General features: G+C 31.2%; 13 protein-coding genes and 1 tRNA gene. 7 read left to right on the top strand and 7 right to left on the bottom strand.

Annotated elements, in window-relative coordinates:
• Positions 1–15: 15 nt before the first annotated feature.
• The 5 genes from Q0881_RS16300 to sufD all read left to right on the top strand — a co-directional run bounded on the left by Q0881_RS16300 (position 16) and on the right by sufD (position 5028).
• Positions 16–1032 (top strand): cytochrome c peroxidase, encoded by a 1017-nt coding sequence (locus Q0881_RS16300; RefSeq protein WP_299162608.1) that lies wholly within the window; start codon positions 16–18, stop codon positions 1030–1032.
• 106 nt (positions 1033–1138) lie between these two features.
• Positions 1139–1468: an iron-sulfur cluster assembly accessory protein gene (locus tag Q0881_RS16305; RefSeq protein ID WP_299162610.1), complete on the top strand. Its 330-nt coding sequence runs from the start codon at positions 1139–1141 to the stop codon at positions 1466–1468.
• A gap of 15 nt (positions 1469–1483) precedes the next feature.
• Positions 1484–2932, top strand: a complete 1449-nt coding sequence (sufB, locus tag Q0881_RS16310; RefSeq protein WP_299162612.1) for a Fe-S cluster assembly protein SufB — start codon at positions 1484–1486, stop codon at positions 2930–2932.
• A gap of 25 nt (positions 2933–2957) precedes the next feature.
• Positions 2958–3710 (top strand): Fe-S cluster assembly ATPase SufC, encoded by a 753-nt coding sequence (gene sufC / locus Q0881_RS16315; protein WP_299162615.1) that lies wholly within the window; start codon positions 2958–2960, stop codon positions 3708–3710.
• Positions 3711–3714: 4 nt separating this feature from the next.
• Positions 3715–5028, top strand: coding sequence for a Fe-S cluster assembly protein SufD (sufD, locus tag Q0881_RS16320; protein ID WP_299162617.1), 1314 nt, complete (start codon positions 3715–3717; stop codon positions 5026–5028).
• Positions 5029–5098: 70 nt separating this feature from the next.
• On the opposite strand, the gene Q0881_RS16325 is transcribed toward sufD, so the two are convergent.
• Both Q0881_RS16325 and Q0881_RS16330 read right to left on the bottom strand, forming a co-directional pair.
• Entirely contained in the window at positions 5099–7600 is a 2502-nt protein-coding gene (locus Q0881_RS16325) for a trypsin-like peptidase domain-containing protein (RefSeq protein ID WP_299162619.1), read from the bottom strand.
• A gap of 89 nt (positions 7601–7689) precedes the next feature.
• On the bottom strand, positions 7690–10116 hold the full coding sequence (locus tag Q0881_RS16330) for a helix-turn-helix domain-containing protein (RefSeq protein WP_299162621.1): 2427 nt from the start codon (positions 10114–10116) through the stop codon (positions 7690–7692).
• A gap of 144 nt (positions 10117–10260) precedes the next feature.
• Here Q0881_RS16330 and Q0881_RS16335 point away from each other — a divergent pair, with 144 nt between their 5' ends.
• Positions 10261–10971, top strand: a complete 711-nt coding sequence (locus Q0881_RS16335; RefSeq protein WP_299162624.1) for a DUF547 domain-containing protein — start codon at positions 10261–10263, stop codon at positions 10969–10971.
• Positions 10972–11094: 123 nt separating this feature from the next.
• Here Q0881_RS16335 and Q0881_RS16340 read toward each other — a convergent pair whose 3' ends face one another.
• The 5 genes from Q0881_RS16340 to Q0881_RS16360 all read right to left on the bottom strand — a co-directional run bounded on the left by Q0881_RS16340 (position 11095) and on the right by Q0881_RS16360 (position 17351).
• Positions 11095–11967, bottom strand: coding sequence for a nuclear transport factor 2 family protein (locus tag Q0881_RS16340; protein WP_299162626.1), 873 nt, complete (start codon positions 11965–11967; stop codon positions 11095–11097).
• A gap of 7 nt (positions 11968–11974) precedes the next feature.
• Positions 11975–12298: a MoaF N-terminal domain-containing protein gene (locus Q0881_RS16345; protein WP_299162629.1), complete on the bottom strand. Its 324-nt coding sequence runs from the start codon at positions 12296–12298 to the stop codon at positions 11975–11977.
• Between the two features lie 98 nt (positions 12299–12396).
• Positions 12397–13275 carry a helix-turn-helix domain-containing protein gene (locus tag Q0881_RS16350; protein ID WP_299162631.1) on the bottom strand — a complete coding sequence of 293 codons (879 nt, stop codon included), beginning with the start codon at positions 13273–13275 and terminating at the stop codon, positions 12397–12399.
• Between the two features lie 95 nt (positions 13276–13370).
• A complete protein-coding gene (gene odhB / locus Q0881_RS16355; RefSeq protein ID WP_299162633.1) occupies positions 13371–14582 on the bottom strand; it encodes a 2-oxoglutarate dehydrogenase complex dihydrolipoyllysine-residue succinyltransferase in 1212 nt (403 codons plus the stop codon).
• Positions 14583–14624: 42 nt separating this feature from the next.
• Positions 14625–17351, bottom strand: coding sequence for a 2-oxoglutarate dehydrogenase E1 component (locus tag Q0881_RS16360; RefSeq protein ID WP_299162635.1), 2727 nt, complete (start codon positions 17349–17351; stop codon positions 14625–14627).
• A gap of 259 nt (positions 17352–17610) precedes the next feature.
• Between Q0881_RS16360 and Q0881_RS16365 the strand changes: the two genes are divergently transcribed.
• Positions 17611–17684: transfer RNA gene (locus Q0881_RS16365), tRNA-Asn, on the top strand.
• Position 17685 lies beyond the last annotated feature (1 nt).

Genomic DNA, 17685 nt, shown 5'->3' on the forward strand with positions numbered 1-17685 from the left:
TTTTGTCTTCTTTTAATGAATTGTTCATCAAAAGAAGAAGATGTATATACTCCAAAACCTACTACATTAAAAATTCCAGAGCTTTTTCAGCAAAAATTAATTTCTCCTGTTATACCTTCAAATAATCCTTTAACAGAAGAAGGAGTTGCACTAGGAAAAAAACTATTTTTTGATGAAATATTATCAAAAAACAATACGCAATCATGTGCAACTTGCCACGATCCTAAAAGAGCTTTTACAGATGAAACTCAATTCAGTGATGGTGTAGATGGTAAATTTGGCACACGTAATTCTATGCCTCTTTTTAATTTAGCATGGAATTTCGATGAACGTTTTGCATGGGACGGAAAAGAACTAAGTCTTGAACGACAAGCTTTAGAACCCGTCCGTAATCCTATTGAAATGCATAGTAAATGGACTAATATTGCTCAAAAAGTTAAAAACCATGCAGAATACCCTACATTATTTAAACAAGCATTTGGAACAACCAAAATAGATTCCACATTAATTACCAAAGCATTAGCCCAATTTGAAAGAACTTTAATTTCAGGAAATTCTAAATTCGATCAATTTCTACTAAACAAAGTGCAATTAACTCCCGAAGAAAAAAATGGTTTTGATGTATTTATGGATGAAACTCGTGGAGATTGTTTTCATTGCCACGGAAGCAACAATAATCCTTTATGGACGGATAATCAATTTCATAATAATGGCTTAGATGCTACTTTTACCGATTTAGGTTTTGGGAAAGTTACTGGTGATCCAAATGACAATGGGAAATTTAGAACGCCATCTCTTAGAAATTTAAAATTTACTGCACCCTATATGCATGATGGTCGATTTACTACACTAGAAGAAGTTATAAACCATTACTCAACAGGCTTAAAACCCTCACCAACAGTTGATCCTTTAATGAAAAAGGTAAATCAAGGAGGTGTAAATCTTACATCAAAAGATAAGGCCGATTTAAAAACTTTTTTACTTTCTCTTTCCGATAATAATTTTGTTAGCAATCCTGATTTTCAAGAATAATCAAGAAAACTAATAACTCCATTAAAAAACACAATGAAAGGTTGTGCAATTAAATGAGACTTAAATTGTATATTTGCAAACTATTTAGAGTTAATCCACTTAAACAATGATAAAAGTTTCAGACACAGCTAAAAAGAAAGTCATTGAGCTAATGACAGACGACGGATTTAACGCTACAACCGACTTTGTTCGTGTTGGGGTAAAAAGTGGTGGTTGTTCAGGGTTATCATACGATTTAACCTTTGATAAAAGCACCCAAGAAAATGATAAGGTTTTTGAAGAGAACAATGTAAAAATTGTTGTTGACAAAAAAAGTTTTTTATACCTAGTTGGAACTACCCTAGAATATTCTGGAGGATTAAATGGAAAAGGATTTGTATTTAATAATCCAAATGCAAACCGCACTTGTGGTTGCGGAGAAAGTTTTTCTTTATAACATTACAACTCAATTATGAGCAAGTATACCGAAGACGATTTAAGAGAAGAGTTAAAAACCAAAGAATACGAATATGGTTTTTATACTGATATAGAAAGTGAAACCTTTGCAAAAGGTTTAAATGAAGAAGTGGTTCGTGCTATTTCAAAAAAGAAAAACGAACCTGAATGGATGACTGAATGGCGTTTAGAAGCCTTTAGAGTTTGGGAACAAATGGAAGAGCCTGAATGGGCTAATGTTCAATATGAAAAACCAAATTTTCAAGAAATCGCCTATTATTCAGCTCCAAAAGAGAAACCAAAATTGAATAGTTTGGATGAAGTAGATCCAGAATTATTGGATACATTTAAACGTTTAGGTATTTCTTTAGATGAGCAAAAAAAATTAGCTAATGTGGCTGTTGATATTGTAATGGATTCGGTTTCTGTTGCTACAACATTCAAAGAAACACTAGCTGAAAAAGGTATTATTTTTATGCCTATTTCAGAAGCAATTCAAGAGCACCCAGAATTGGTAAAGAAATATCTAGGAACTATAGTTCCTACTACCGATAATTTTTATGCAGCATTAAATTCTGCAGTTTTTTCTGATGGATCTTTCTGTTACATCCCAAAAGGTGTTCGTTGCCCAATGGAATTATCAACATACTTTAGAATTAACGAAGGAGGAACTGGTCAGTTTGAAAGAACATTAGTTGTTGCAGACAAAGGAAGTTATGTTTCATATTTAGAAGGTTGTACCGCACCAAGTAGAGATGAGAATCAATTACACGCTGCTGTGGTAGAGCTAATTGCTATGGATGATGCTGAAATTAAATATTCTACAGTGCAAAACTGGTATCCTGGAAATGCTGAAGGAAAAGGTGGAGTTTATAACTTTGTTACCAAAAGAGGTTTGTGTGAAACCAATGCAAAAATTTCTTGGACACAAGTTGAAACTGGTTCGGCTGTAACTTGGAAATACCCAAGTTGTATATTAAAAGGAAACAATTCAGTTGGAGAATTTTACTCTATAGCAGTAACAAATAATTACCAACAAGCTGATACAGGAACAAAAATGGTTCACTTAGGAAAGAACACTAAGTCAACCATTATTTCTAAAGGGATCTCAGCAGGAAAGTCACAAAATAGTTATAGAGGTTTAGTGCAAATAAGCCCAAGAGCGGAAAATGCACGTAACTTCTCACAATGTGATTCTTTATTAATGGGTAATGAATGTGGAGCACATACATTTCCTTACATTGAAGTAAAAAATAAATCGGCACAAATAGAACACGAAGCAACTACAAGTAAAATTGGTGAAGACCAATTATTCTATTGTAACCAACGTGGAATTGATACCGAAAAAGCAATTGCATTAATCGTAAATGGATTTAGTAAAGAAGTATTAAATAAGTTACCAATGGAATTTGCTGTTGAAGCACAAAAATTATTAGAAATCAGTTTAGAAGGAAGTGTTGGTTAATACCAAACGACAAAGATATATTACCATGTTAAAAATAGAAAATTTACACGCTAACATAGAAGATAAGTCAATCTTAAAAGGATTGAGTATAGAAGTTAAAGCTGGAGAGGTTCATGCTATAATGGGACCAAATGGTGCTGGTAAAAGTACCATGGCTTCTATAATTGCAGGAAAAGAAGAATACGAAGTTACTGAAGGAACTATTGAATTAAATGGAGAAGATATTAGCGAATTAGCTCCTGAAGAAAGAGCTCATAACGGTGTATTTTTATCGTTTCAATATCCTGTTGAAATTCCTGGTGTAACGGTTACAAATTTCATCAAAACAGCAATTAACGAATCTCGTAAGTCAAAAGGTTTAGAAGAAATGCCTGCTAAAGATATGTTGAAAATGATTCGTGAGAAATCAGAATTATTAGAAATAGATCGTAAGTTTTTATCACGTTCTTTAAACCAAGGTTTTTCTGGAGGAGAGAAGAAACGTAATGAAATTTTTCAAATGGCAATGTTAGAGCCTAAATTGGCTATTTTAGATGAAACAGATTCTGGTTTAGATATTGATGCGTTACGTATTGTCGCTAACGGTGTAAATAAGTTAAAATCTAAAGACAATGCGGTAATTGTAATTACACATTACCAACGTTTATTAGACTATATCGTTCCTGATTTTGTTCACGTTTTACACGATGGTAAGATTGTGAAATCTGGAGATGCATCTCTAGCCTTAGAGCTAGAAGCTAAAGGGTACGATTGGATTAAAGAAGAAGTTAATTCTTAAGAAAATGGAATTAAAAGAAAAATTTGCAGCCTCGTACGTAGCTTTTGAAAATGGTGTAGATGTTAACTCTGATGTGCACGATATTAGAACAAAAGCATTACAAAATTTTGAAGAATTAGGTTTCCCTACTAAGAAATTAGAAGCGTGGAAATACACTTCTCTAAATTCTGTTTTAAAACAAGATTATAGCATTTTTCCAAACTCAGAAGTCGCTATAGAATTGGCAGATGTAAAGAAGTATTTTATTCACGATATTGATACATATAAAATTGTATTTATAGATGGAAAATATAGTTCTTTCTTATCTGAAACTACACACGATACTATTGATGTATGTTTAATGTCATCTGCATTAACTAAACCAAAATACAAAGTTGTTATTGAAAATTATTTCAATAAAATAGCTAAACAAGATAATTTAACTTCGCTAAATACAGCATTCGCTAGCGAAGGTGCATATATCTACATTCCAAGAAATGTAGAGGTAGAAAAGCCTATACAAATTATCAATTTTACTACAGGCTCTGAAGACGCTATTATGACGCAACCTCGTAACTTAATTGTTGCAGAACAAAATGCACATGTTCAAATTATTGAACGTCATCAAAGTTTAACTTCTAATCCTGTTTTAACAAATTCGGTAACGGAAGTTTTTGCAGCAAAAGATGCAACGGTAGATATTTATAAAATTCAAAATGATCATGAAAATGCTTCGTTAATAGACAATGCTTACATAGAGCAAAAATCTAACAGTATTGTTTCTGTTCATACTTTTTCTTTTGGAGGAAATATCACTCGAAATAATCTAAACTTTTATCAAAGAGGAGAACATATCGATTCTATTTTAAAAGGAATAACTATTATTGAAGGAAAGCAACATGTAGATCATCATACTTTAGTACATCATATTGAGCCAAATTGTGAATCTCATCAAGATTATAAAGGTATTTATGACGATCGTTCTACAGCTGTTTTCAATGGAAAAGTTGTTGTTGAAAAGGAAGCCCAAAAAACAAATGCTTACCAACAAAACAATAATGTTTTAGTAAGTGATAAAGCTACCATTAATGCAAAACCTCAATTAGAAATTTTTGCAGATGATGTAAAATGTTCTCATGGTTGTACTATTGGTCAATTAGATGAACAAGCGTTATTTTATATGCAACAACGTGGTATTCCTAAAAAAGAAGCAAAAGCATTGTTAATGTATGCTTTTGCAAACACAGTTTTAGAGAGTGTAAAAATACCTGAAGTTAAAAAGCGAATTAATAAATTAATTGCCAACAAGCTAGGCGTTAATATTGGTTTTGATTTATAATTAGGTTCTTAAAAAAATAAAAACAGCCCTCTTAGAAATTAAGAGGGCTGTTTCTTTTATAAATTATTTTTTATTCTATTATAAATCGTTTACTAGTTTTAGTAAACTTATTCTCTAATCTTAGAATATATGTTCCAAAATTCAGTTTATCAACATTAATTGTTTTTTCTTCCGATAAGTTTCCTCTTTTCAATACTTGTCCTAATACATTTATTACTTTATAAGATGCATCAGATAAATTTCTCTTAGGGCCTACCAATTGTAATACTGTACCTTTTTTAATAGGGTTAGGAGCAATTTTAACAGATGTAAATATTCCTTCATCTTCATCTCCTAAGGTATCTACTCTAGTATCAAATATTTCTGTGATTATTACATTCGAATTCTCACATGATCCTTCATAAATTTTCACATTACTAAATGTAGAGTTATTTCCAGAACCACTATCATTATCGTTTATAAACACCAATCTAACCATAGCCCCTGTATAAGAACTTCCTACAGGAATTACATATTTTTTTGTTCCACTAACATAGTTATCAAAATTAGTTACTCCATAATTTTGTGTACCATGAACTTTAAAATATCTACTAGATGTTAAACTATTATCGTTTTCAAAACCTACACCGTGTATTTCTCCTTGAGAAGTACTACTGAATTCAAACTCAATTACAGTATTAACCGTAACTGTATAGTTTAAAGAAATGTACTTCCAAGTATTATTCGTTAATGTTAGTGAAGCTCCTCCAGAACCTATAGAATAATTTCCTGCATTATCTTGATTTGAAAACGAAGTAACTGTATAGTCATTGAAATTTAATGCTGAACATCCAGGATTCGGGTTACCTCCTCCAGAAGTTAATGCTAAATTATCAATAGCAATATCACTAGACCAACTAGAACCTGTTGTACCGACAAATCTTAATCTTACTTCATTTTGACCTATATAAGAACTTAAATTCACTGATTGATTATTCCATTGATTTCCTTTATTTCCAGAATCACTCCAAAGACTAGTCCAACTAGTTCCATTTGTAGAAGCTTCTAGCTTTAACGATCCAACACTTGTACCATACATATGATTGCTAAATGTAAATGTTGCTGAGCTTATTCCTGATAAATTAAAACATGGGCTTTCTAAAATCGCCGTAGCATTTGCACCTATTTGACCTGGACTGCTATTAGTAGAAGCTTCTAAAAACATATAATAATTTCCATCAGCTCCAGAGCTTGGCCCAGTTCCAGATGAAGGTGTTCCTGAAGCATCTCTTACCCAGTTTCCATTATCACCAGTGGCTTGTGTCCACACATCTCCTGTTTCAAAACTTTCAGCATAAGGAAAAGAGTTTACAGTACTGGAACATCCTCCTCCTGGATTTCCTCCTCCACTTCCTATTCCATTTATTGGCATAGAACTACCTATAGAGCTAATTAAATCGTCACTCCTTCCATAAGAACCATTAGGACAAAATCCTGTATTATGAATAGCCACTACAAAATTTGTATTATAATCTATTACAGGTGACCCAGAACTTCCTCCTTCTGTATCTGCATAGTAATTTATTCTTTTTCCTGCTCCTCCAGCATTTCCACAACTTCCTACACAAGAAACTTCTGAAAAACCAGTATCAGTATTTACAGATATTTCTTTTCTTCTTCCTCCAGGATGTTGTGGAATATAAATCCTATCCCCTACTGCAGAAACTGTTGGACTAATACTTAAATACCCATAAGTACTAGTTGGGTTGGTAGGTAATTTTACCAAAGTATAATCTAAACTTGAACTTGTTTTTACAAAAGTAGCTGAAGATGCTACTACGTTTTGAGTAGCACTAGTACTCCCTGTACAACCTTGATACTGATAATTGAAAATGAAATCTGTATTTTGAGCATCAGATGCAGAACCAATACAGTGATTATTTGTCATTAAATGACCTTCACTTCCTAAAAGCCAACCAGTACAACTAGAACTACCATTGATAATTAGTCTACAAACAGCTTTTGCTTTTTCATACATTTCCGTTCCACTATAACAAGCAATACGCTCTTTATTATCGCTAGAACAGATAGATTTTCCTTCTTGTTGTTCTACTGCTTTAATTAGTTTTTCCGGAGTAAATCCATAAGCTACTTTAGTAATCTCAAATCCGTTGTGTTTTCCAACATTTCCAGATGAATATAAGCGAACTTCTATTTTATCATCAAATAATACTTTCGACCAGAAATTACTTATCGTTGTCATATTATTATCAACTATTTTGCCTTTTCCAGCATAAATCAATGACTCTTTGCTTTTAGCTCCTATTATTTCTAAATAGTCTCCTGGTGCTAAATCAAAATTTTTGAAATACAATTTAATGTAAGATGAGTTTTTAGAATAAAACTCTTTTTTATACACTAAATCCGTTTTTTCTTGATTAGTACTTTTCTTTTTAAATTTTTGGTACGTTTTTGTAATCTTAATGTCTGAGTCAAATTCATCACCAATTTTGAAGGCTTTTTGGGCATTTACAATTGACACACATAGTAACATAATGGTACAAAGTACCATCTTGAAAAGATAATTTTTCATTTTTGAAGGGTTTTTAGTTAATTTAAAATCTAAACTACTAATAATCAATATAATAAACAACAAAAACATTTCAATTTCACCTACATTATTTAATCACTAAAATTAGATTTCATCCAAGAAACAATCATTCGTAACTCTCCCCAAGTGTATTCATCTTCTACAATCTCTTTTACTTTTGACAATTTATCAAAGCCTGTAGCATTTATGATTCTTTTTGCCTTTTCCAATTTCTTATCACTAAACAATGTTGTAATTTCTATGTCTCCTTGAGTAATAAAATGGGACAAATGACCTTCAATAGTTCCAATAACTAAACCTCTCTTTTCTGCTATTTCTTCTTTAGAAAAACCTTCTTTATATAAATCAAACGTAATGTTTTTGGTATTACGCTTATCTGTTTCAACCTCTATAATTTCTATTTGCGATTTTAAATTATTTTCTTTCGCATAATTATTAATTATTTCTAATATCTCATCACCATATTTTTCAATTCTAATTTTACCCATGCCATTTACTTTTTTAAGCTGAACTTTATCTAAAGGAAGTAATTCACATAACTCAAATAAAGTTTTTTGGGTGAAAATTTGGAATGGTGGTATGTTATCTGAATTTGAAACACTTGTTCTAAATAATCGTAAATTCTCAAATAATTCTTGGTGCTTAGTTGCAGTAACTTCTACTCGTATTTTCTTCTTTTTTTCTGGTTTTTCAATAACAGCTTTAGCTCGTATTTTTAAAAACTCTTTTGTTGAAAAACTAGAAGATAACGTGTTAAATAATATTTTTTTAATTCTTAAAAACTCTTCAAAAGAAGACAATTGTTTTTCAAAATCTTTTTCTAATGCTTTATTATCTGTGCTATAAGAAAAAGTATTGAATACTTCTATTACTTTTTCTTCAGTTTCTTTCTTAAAATATGCTAAAGCCTTTGTATAACGTTCTTGAATTACTTTATCGTTACTGTTTTCTGCTGTAATGGATAAGCTTTCTAATTGGATTTTAAATGAATTTGCTACTCTTAACAACGGTACTATTCCTTCATCTTTTATTTTTTTTAAAGGCTCAATAATATTTCCTTCCAAAGAAGTTTGATTGTTATAATATAGATCAATTAAACGTGTAATTGGTTGTAAAAATCCATGATAATTAAATAGATCATTTATTAAATTTAACTGAAATTTCTTTTTCGAAATTTCTAAATCTTTGCTAGTTGGTATATTATCTTCTACCTGTTTGTTAAAACTCTTTATTGTATTATCATTTATAATACTAGTAGTTTTTATAGGTGTTTTTAATACGATTCCTTCTAACGTTTTACATCTACTTAGGGCTACATAAGTTTGTCCATGTGCAAAAGAAGCTTCTGCGTCTATAATTGCTTTTTCAAAAGTTAACCCTTGACTTTTATGAATTGTTATTGCCCAAGCTAATCGTAATGGTATCTGTGTATATGATCCTTCTAATTTTTCTGATATTTCTTGCGTATCAGCATCCAGATTGTATGATATATTTTCCCATGTTTCAACTGTAGTCTCTATAATATCATCTTCTGAACATTTAACTGTAACAGAATCCTCTTCTAAAAAAACAACAGTTCCTATTTTACCATTATAATAGCGTCTATCTGGTGAACTGTCATTTTTAATAAACATTACTTGAGCTCCTACTTTTAAAGATAAATGTTCATCATTGGGATAATTTTTCTCATTAAATTCTTTATAAATTTCAGCTTTATACGTTTTAGATTTTTTTGTGATTTTACTTAACTCATTCTGGTTTATTGTATCCGCTTTTTTATTATGCGTGGTTAAAGTAATGTAACCATCTTCTTTATGAGGCTCAAAATCTGACTGATATTGATTATTTAATAAACTAGCTGAACTTTCTGAAAGTGTATTGGTACGAACTTCATTTAAAATAGTAATAAAGTTTTCATCTTGTTGACGATAAATATGTTTTAACTCAAGACTTACAGCGTTTGCTTGTTCAAAAGCTTTACTACTAAAAAAATATGCGGTTTTATAATGCAACCTCAATAAAGACCATTCATTTGGACGAATCACTGGAGACAATTGCTGTAAATCGCCAATCATTAATACTTGAGCACCTCCAAATACTTTATTTCTATTCTTATAGCGTCGTAAAACTTCATCTATTCCATCTAAAACATCAGCTCTAACCATACTAATCTCATCAATAATTACTAAATCCAATGATTTAATAATATCAATTTTAATTTTGCTGAATTTCCGTTGAATTCTATTTGTTTGTGAATTCTGTGTGTTGGGTAAAATTGGCCCGAAAGGCAATTGAAAGAATGAATGAATCGTAACTCCTTTTGCATTAATAGCTGCAACACCTGTTGGCGCTACAACGACCATTCTTTTTAAACTTTCATTTTTTATTTTATGTAAAAAAGTTGTTTTTCCGGTTCCAGCTTTCCCTGTTAAAAACAAATTTCGGTCAGTTTTTTCTATAAAATTAAATGCCAATTCTAACTCCTTATTCTCTATCATATAGCCTTAAAATAATATTTTATAAAAATATAAACTTAATTTTTATAAAAAGGTTTTCTAACCTAATTTAAAATATTTTGTAATGTATTAAAAAAAAATGCGTCAAAAGAAATCAAATGTCTCACACTATTTAAAACTAAAAAAATGCGAAAAATTATTACCCTTTTCTGTTTATTATTTATTAGTATTCAGTCGCAATCACAAACAGATGTATTTAACGCCCTTCTAAAAACTTATGTAACCTCACAAGGAGATGTAGATTATAAAGGGTTAAGAAAAAACCGTGCTTTATTGGATCTTTATTTGAAAGATTTGAAAAAAACAGTACCAGGAAAAAATTGGTCTGCATCAAAAGCAAAAGCTTTTTGGATTAATGCTTACAATGCTTATACCATTAAATTAATCTTAGATAGTTATCCTTTAAAAAAGATAACAGACATTAAAAGAAAAGGTAGAAACGCATGGAAAATACCTTTTGCTGTTATTGGAAATAAAACATATTCTCTTGACTATATTGAACATAAAATATTACGTAGATGGCATGATGATCCAAGGATTCATGTTGCTATAAATGCAGCTTCTAAGTCTGGGCCAAGATTTGCTAACTTTGCCTTTACTGCTAAGAATATTGAGTCAAAATTAGAATCTTTAATGAAAGGTTTTATTAACGATCCAACTAAGAATAAAATTACATTAGATAAAGTTGAAGTTTCTAAAATGTTCGAATGGTATCAAGAAGATTTTACTATAAAACATTCCCTAGTAGATTATATAAATAAATATTCAGATACACAAGTTAACGATGGGGCTGAAGTTGTCTATTTAGATTATAACTGGGATTTAAACGGTAAATAACCTATCTATCCCCTTCCCTTAGATTATATAACGGAAAAACAATATTGTTTTTCCGTTTTTTTATTTAATAAGAAAACCTATACATCAGTATAGGTCTTTACTTGTTATTATATAAACAAGAATTTAAAACTTCCCATTATTATGAGCCATTTCTGATGGGACTTCTTGAATTACATCCCAATGCTCAACAATTTTATTATCTTTTAATCTAAATAAATCATAAAATGCTTGAGCCTTTCCACCCCATTCTCCTTCACTCATTGTTAATACAAAATTTCCTTCTCCTAATACTTTATGTAGCTTATTGTATTTAAACATATTGTTTTGAGACGTTAAATAAGCTATTGCTTCACCTAAACCACTTAAACCATCTTTTATTGCAGGATTGTGTTGATGATATTCTTCTGTACTAACATATTCTGTGATTTTTTCTGGCGCTTTTCCAAACAAAACATCGTTAACAAAGTTCTTTACAATTGCTTTGTTAGTATTCGTTTTTTCTAAATCTGTAACCTCTGTTGGTCCATCAACTTGAGATCGTCCGCTAGCTGTTTTTTCTACTTTAGGAGTTAAATTATCCCAATGCTCAGCAATTTTTCCATCTTCCATACGCCAAATATCAAAAGCTATCATTTCTTTTCCTCCAAGAGCTTCTGCATTGTGATATGAATTATGGAAAACAATAAAGTCTCCATCCTGTAAAAGTCTATACGTAGTATAACTTGTATTTCCTTCTTTTAAAACAGGTAAAAATCCCAATACTGGTTCAATTCCTGTTGGTACATGAGGGTTATGTTGAATATAATCTTCTTTAAAATATTTTTTAACTCCTTCAGTACTATAATCTTTAAAGAAAGCTTCTTGTGCTTTTTCTGCTGTTGTTTTTAAGTTTTCCATCTTTTGTTCTTTTTTAGTTGTTTGTATTTCTTTTTTCTTTTCTGTTTTACATGCGCTTACTACTAATATTAAAGTGCAAACGATCACTATATTTTTCATACTATTATTATTTAATTAGTGTTAATGACCCATTAAAATTTAGAAATGTGTTCTCTTTATCTGGCAATGAAATATTAGTATGCACTATATCATTTTCAAAATCTTCTATATGAACAACTCTATTTCCACTTTTTTCTTTCCAATATACCATATATACATTAGGCCTAATTTCTACCATTGTAATATTTTCTGTGTGCGATTGTTTATCATCTCCTTTTAAAGGAGTCCAGGTCATTTTATTTTCTGATTGAAAGTTTAATTCAAACACAAAATCACCTCCAAAGTCAACTTTGAATTTGTTTCCGATTACTTGAATTTTTTTGGTTTCCATTTTTATAATGTTTTAATTACACTACAAAATTAAGACTAGTCAACAAGGTAGTGTAGGTTAATCCTTTGATAAAAATGGTAAATATCAAACCAAATTCGTTAAATCATATTTTTTTTGAAGTTATTAGGGGTAAATCCTGTGTGTTTTTTAAAATATTTTACAAAATTAGTTGATTCTTCAAAACCCATTAAATAAGCTAATTCAGTACTTTTAATAGTTGAGTTTACCAAATTTCTTTTAGCTTCTAAAATGACAAATTCATCAATATATTGTTTTGCTGTCTTATTAATTACCTCTTTACATACAATATTTAAATGCTTGTAAGTAATGTTTAAGTTTTGTGCATAATAATCTGCATTTCTATTAAGTGTATAATCATTCTTTAAAATGTTTTGAAACGATAAAAACAGGCTTAACTTATCAGATTCTTGTATATAATTTGTTTGATTCTTTTTTATTTCTTCAACCTTTGAGAAAATGATATTAAACAAAGAATTTATGATGTGCTTCTTGTTGAATTTTTCTGATGGGTTATAAAACTCTTTGTAAATCAATTCAATATATGTAGGGATATTAGAAGCTTCTGGAATTTGAATTTTAGGTGAAAAAAGTTGAGGTGTTAATAATCTAACTGCAGTATTCTGTGGAATATTATTTAATTGATTTTTAAAATACTCCTCAGTAAAAAGGATTAAATACCCTTTAGTATTCTCAGTAAATTTAAAAGCATTTACTTGCCCTTTAGAAACATAAACTACAGACCCCTTTTGTACTTTATGTGAAACAAAGTCTACTAAATGTTCTGTTTCTCCACTTATATAAAAAGCTAATTGATAAAAATTTAGTTGATGAGGTTTACTTGGTAAATGTTCAAACTCTTCTTTTCTCCTCTCTATATCTTCTAACCTAATTATTTCTACCCCTTCAATTTCCGAAGATTTAGATTCAAATATTAAACTAGGAATTTCTTTAGGCATAAAAAAAGCTATATAACCTTAAAGGTACTAATAAGAAATAAAAAATCCCGCACAAAAAGTACGGGATTTTAATATCTATATAACAACATTGTTGCTTACATTTCTAATGCTTTGGTAGGATTGTTATCCATTAATAACTCTACTGGATTTTCTAAAGCTTCTTTAACAGCAACTAAGAAACCAACAGACTCACGACCATCAATAATTCTATGATCATAAGATAATGCAACATACATAATTGGTTGAATTACTACTTCACCATTTACCGCCATTGGACGGTTAACAATATTATGCATTCCTAAAATTCCACTTTGTGGAGGATTGATAATTGGTGTAGATAACATAGAACCAAATACACCACCATTTGTGATTGTAAATGTACCTCCTGTCATTTCATCTACAGTAATTTGACCATCTCGAGCACGTAAAGCTAAACGTTTCACCTCACTTTCAACTCCTCTAAACGATAAGTTTTCAGCATTTCTAATTACAGGAACCATTAATCCTTTAGGACCAGAAACTGCAATAGAAATATCTTGAAAATCGTGTTTTATTTGTTCTTTTCCATCAATCATTGAATTAACATCTGGATACATTTGTAAAGCTCTTACAACTGCTAAAGTAAAGAAAGACATAAATCCTAATCCTACTCCGTGCTTCGCTTTAAAATCTTCTTTATACTGCTTACGTAAATCGAAAATTGGTTGCATGTTTACTTCGTTAAACGTAGTTAACATTGCTGTTTCGCTTTTTACAGCTACCAAACGCTCTGCTACTTTACGACGTAACATCGACATTTTCTTACGCTCTGTTCCTCTAGAACCGTTTGCTGGCTGTGTTCCCATTGAAGGAACAGCTTTTACTGCATCTTCTTTAGTTATACGACCATCTTTCCCCGTTCCTTTTATAGATGAAGCATCCATTCCTTTTTCAGCTAAAACTTTCTTTGCTGCAGGAGAAGCAGTTCCAGTTGCATAAGTTGCAGCTTTTACTTCTTCTTTTTTAGGAGCTTCAGCTTTTGGAGCTTCTTCTTTTTTTGCTTCAGTAGAAGACCCTCCTGCTGGTTTTGCTGCGCTCATATCTATATGGCATACTACAGCTCCAACCTCAACAGCATCACCTTCTTCTGCTTTTAAAGTGATAATTCCGCTTTCTTCCGCAGGCAATTCTAACGTTGCTTTATCAGAATCAACTTCGGCAATTGGTTGATCTTTCTCAACATAATCACCATCTTCAACTAACCAAGTTGCTATTTCTACTTCTGTAATTGATTCCCCCGGAGAAGGAACTTTCATTTCTAAAATCATCAGTACTAAATTTTATATATCTGAATTTCTTTTTATTCTATCTTAATCAAAAACTTTATCTAACACTCGTTCGTGACGACGTGTATAACGTGCGCTTGAACCTGCTGCTGGTGCCGAGTGATAATCTCTCGATGCACACTCTAATGTAGCCAATTCAAAACGTTCTAACATATATCCCCAAGACCCCATATTTTTAGGTTCTTCTTGAGCCCAAACATAACGTTCTACATTTGGATATTTATCCATTACTTCTTTAATTTGATCATTATGTAATGGAAATAATTGTTCTATTCTAATCAATGCTACATCCTCTCTCCCTAGATCTCCACGTCTTTCTAGCATATCATAGTAAAACTTACCTGTACAGAATACCATCTTTTTTACTTTAGAAGTATCAATAGTATCATCAATAACCTCTTGGAAAGTTCCATTTCCTAAATCTTCTATTGGACTTACTGCCTTCGGAAGACGTAACAAACTCTTTGGTGTAAAAACTACTAAAGGTTTTCTAAAATCACGCTTCATCTGACGACGTAATATATGGTATATATTTGCTGGTGTAGAACAATTTGCTACTGTCCAGTTATCTATTGCTGATGACTGTAAAAATCGTTCAATTCTTGCCGATGAATGTTCTGGTCCTTGACCTTCATATCCGTGAGGTAATAACATTACCAATCCGTTTTGTAATTTCCATTTATCTTCTGCTGAAGAAATATATTGATCAAATACAATTTGAGCTCCATTGGCAAAATCACCAAACTGCGCTTCCCAGATCGTTAATGTATTTGGAGCCGCCATGGCATAACCATAATCAAAACCTAACACTCCATATTCCGATAAATGAGAGTTAAAAATAGTCATTTCTCCTTTATTCTTCGGATTTGTGTTTAACAAATTAACACGTTCTAAAGTTTCTTCATCACGCATAATTGCATGACGGTGAGAGAATGTTCCTCTTTCTACATCTTCTCCAGATATACGTATGTTAAAACCTTCTTCTAATAAAGTTCCATATGCTAAATTTTCTGCGGTACCCCAATCAAGCTTATTATCTTCAAAAACTGCTTTATCACGGCCTTTTAAAATACGTTCTGCTTTACGAACAAACTTATGCCCTTCTGGTGTAGTAGAAATTACTTTTGCTATATCTTTTAATGCTTCAACCGAATACGTAGTATCTACTGGTTGTAACATATCTTGTAATTGTTTACGAACAAATCCATCCCATACTTCTGGCATAAATTCTTGAATCTTAGAAGTTGTCTTCTTTTTAGATTCTGTAAATTCTGCTTCTAAATGAGCTTTGAATTCACTCGTTATTTGTTTTACATAATCAGTAGAAATACTTCCTTCTTCGACTAATTTTGCTGCATAAATTTCTTTTGCATTTTCATGCTTAGAAATTGCTTTATATAATTTTGGCTGAGTAAAACGAGGCTCATCACCTTCGTTATGACCATATTTACGATATCCTAATAAGTCAATATAAATATCTTTTTTGAATTTAGTTCGGTACTCAACAGCCATTTCCATTGCATGACAAACAGCTTCTGCATCATCTGCATTTACGTGTAATACGGGAGATAACGTTACTTTAGCCACATCTGTACAATACGTACTAGAACGAGCATCTAAATAATTCGTTGTAAAACCTACTTGGTTATTTACTACAACATGAATTGTTCCTCCTGTTTTATAACCGTTCAACGTCATCATTTGAGCAACCTCATAAGCAATTCCTTGACCAGCAATTGCAGCATCTCCATGAACTATTATTGGTAAAATTTTACCATTATCTCCTTTATAATCTTGATCAACTTTGGCACGAACAATTCCTTCTGCAACTGCTGCTACAGTTTCTAAATGTGATGGATTTGGAACCAAATTCATCTTCATCTTCTGACCTCCTTTATATTCTTTGCTTAATGTTAATCCTAAGTGATACTTAACATCTCCATCAATATCTTGATCTTCGAAATCTTTCCCTTCAAATTCGCTAAATAAATCGCGAACTGGTTTTTTGAATATGTTTACTAATGTATTTAAACGACCACGGTGTGCCATACCTAAAACACATTCTTCTACTCCGTATTTTTCAGCAGCATCACGAAGTGCTACACTTACTCCTGGAATTAGTGTTTCCCCTCCTTCTACAGAAAAACGTTTTTGACCTACGTATTTTGTTTGCAAGAAACTTTCAAATGTAGATGCTTGATTTAACTTAGTAAGTATGTATTTTTTTGCTTCTAAATCGTAACTAGGGTGATTATCGTTTTTGTTTAAACGACTTTGCCACCATTTTAATTCTTCTGGGTTTCGTATATACATATACTCCACTCCTATACTATCACAATAAATTGCTTTAAGGTGTGAAACTATTTTTGATAAAGAACTCGGTCCCATACCTAAAATATCTCCTGCGTTAAAAACGGTATCTAAATCACCTTGTTTTAATCCAAAATTTTCTACATCTAGGCTAGGTGTATATTTTCTTCTATCTCGAACTGGGTTTGTTTTTGTAAACAAATGCCCTCGTGTACGGTAACCATTAATTAAATCGATTACTAAAAATTCTTTGCGTACTTCTTCAGGAATTTCTACTGAAATCTCTTCATCAGTTAACGAATAATTTTCGTTTGCTAAATCGTATCCTTGAAAAAAACTTCTCCAACTTGGTTCTACCGCATCAGGATTTTTCTGATACTGTTCGTACAAATCACCTATAAAACCTGTATGTGCTGCGTTTAAGAACGAAAATTTGTCCATATATTTTACTATGCTTTTCTATCAATAAGAATAATGCTGACAAAAATACAACTTTTAGTAAAAACAAGACTTTTTTTTATGCTTATTTTAAATACATTGCTGACCACAGAATTAACTTATAAAGCTATATTTTTAAAAAATAAAGTACTGAAAACCAGAAGCAAAAATTTTTAATAGCATTTTTTATTAAAAAAAATTTGCAGATATAAAAAAAGCCCTTAAATTTGCACTCGCATTTTAAAGCAAGTCCGCTTTAAATTCCTCCTTAGCTCAGTTGGTTAGAGCATCTGACTGTTAATCAGAGGGTCTTAGGTTCGAGTCCTAAAGGAGGAGC

Source organism: uncultured Tenacibaculum sp., from assembly GCF_947494125.1.
Taxonomy (GTDB): domain Bacteria; phylum Bacteroidota; class Bacteroidia; order Flavobacteriales; family Flavobacteriaceae; genus Polaribacter.

What these genes read in the sequence shown, in the direction of transcription:
- Q0881_RS16300 (WP_299162608.1), top strand. Translation starts at nt 16, where the DNA reads ATGAATTGTTCATCAAAAGAAGAAGATGTATATACTCCAAAACCTACT.
- Q0881_RS16305 (WP_299162610.1), top strand. Translation starts at nt 1,139, where the DNA reads ATGATAAAAGTTTCAGACACAGCTAAAAAGAAAGTCATTGAGCTAATG.
- sufB (WP_299162612.1), top strand. Translation starts at nt 1,484, where the DNA reads ATGAGCAAGTATACCGAAGACGATTTAAGAGAAGAGTTAAAAACCAAA.
- sufC (WP_299162615.1), top strand. Translation starts at nt 2,958, where the DNA reads ATGTTAAAAATAGAAAATTTACACGCTAACATAGAAGATAAGTCAATC.
- sufD (WP_299162617.1), top strand. Translation starts at nt 3,715, where the DNA reads ATGGAATTAAAAGAAAAATTTGCAGCCTCGTACGTAGCTTTTGAAAAT.
- Q0881_RS16325 (WP_299162619.1), bottom strand. Translation starts at nt 7,600, where the DNA reads ATGAAAAATTATCTTTTCAAGATGGTACTTTGTACCATTATGTTACTA.
- Q0881_RS16330 (WP_299162621.1), bottom strand. Translation starts at nt 10,116, where the DNA reads ATGATAGAGAATAAGGAGTTAGAATTGGCATTTAATTTTATAGAAAAA.
- Q0881_RS16335 (WP_299162624.1), top strand. Translation starts at nt 10,261, where the DNA reads ATGCGAAAAATTATTACCCTTTTCTGTTTATTATTTATTAGTATTCAG.
- Q0881_RS16340 (WP_299162626.1), bottom strand. Translation starts at nt 11,967, where the DNA reads ATGAAAAATATAGTGATCGTTTGCACTTTAATATTAGTAGTAAGCGCA.
- Q0881_RS16345 (WP_299162629.1), bottom strand. Translation starts at nt 12,298, where the DNA reads ATGGAAACCAAAAAAATTCAAGTAATCGGAAACAAATTCAAAGTTGAC.
- Q0881_RS16350 (WP_299162631.1), bottom strand. Translation starts at nt 13,275, where the DNA reads ATGCCTAAAGAAATTCCTAGTTTAATATTTGAATCTAAATCTTCGGAA.
- odhB (WP_299162633.1), bottom strand. Translation starts at nt 14,582, where the DNA reads ATGATTTTAGAAATGAAAGTTCCTTCTCCGGGGGAATCAATTACAGAA.
- Q0881_RS16360 (WP_299162635.1), bottom strand. Translation starts at nt 17,351, where the DNA reads ATGGACAAATTTTCGTTCTTAAACGCAGCACATACAGGTTTTATAGGT.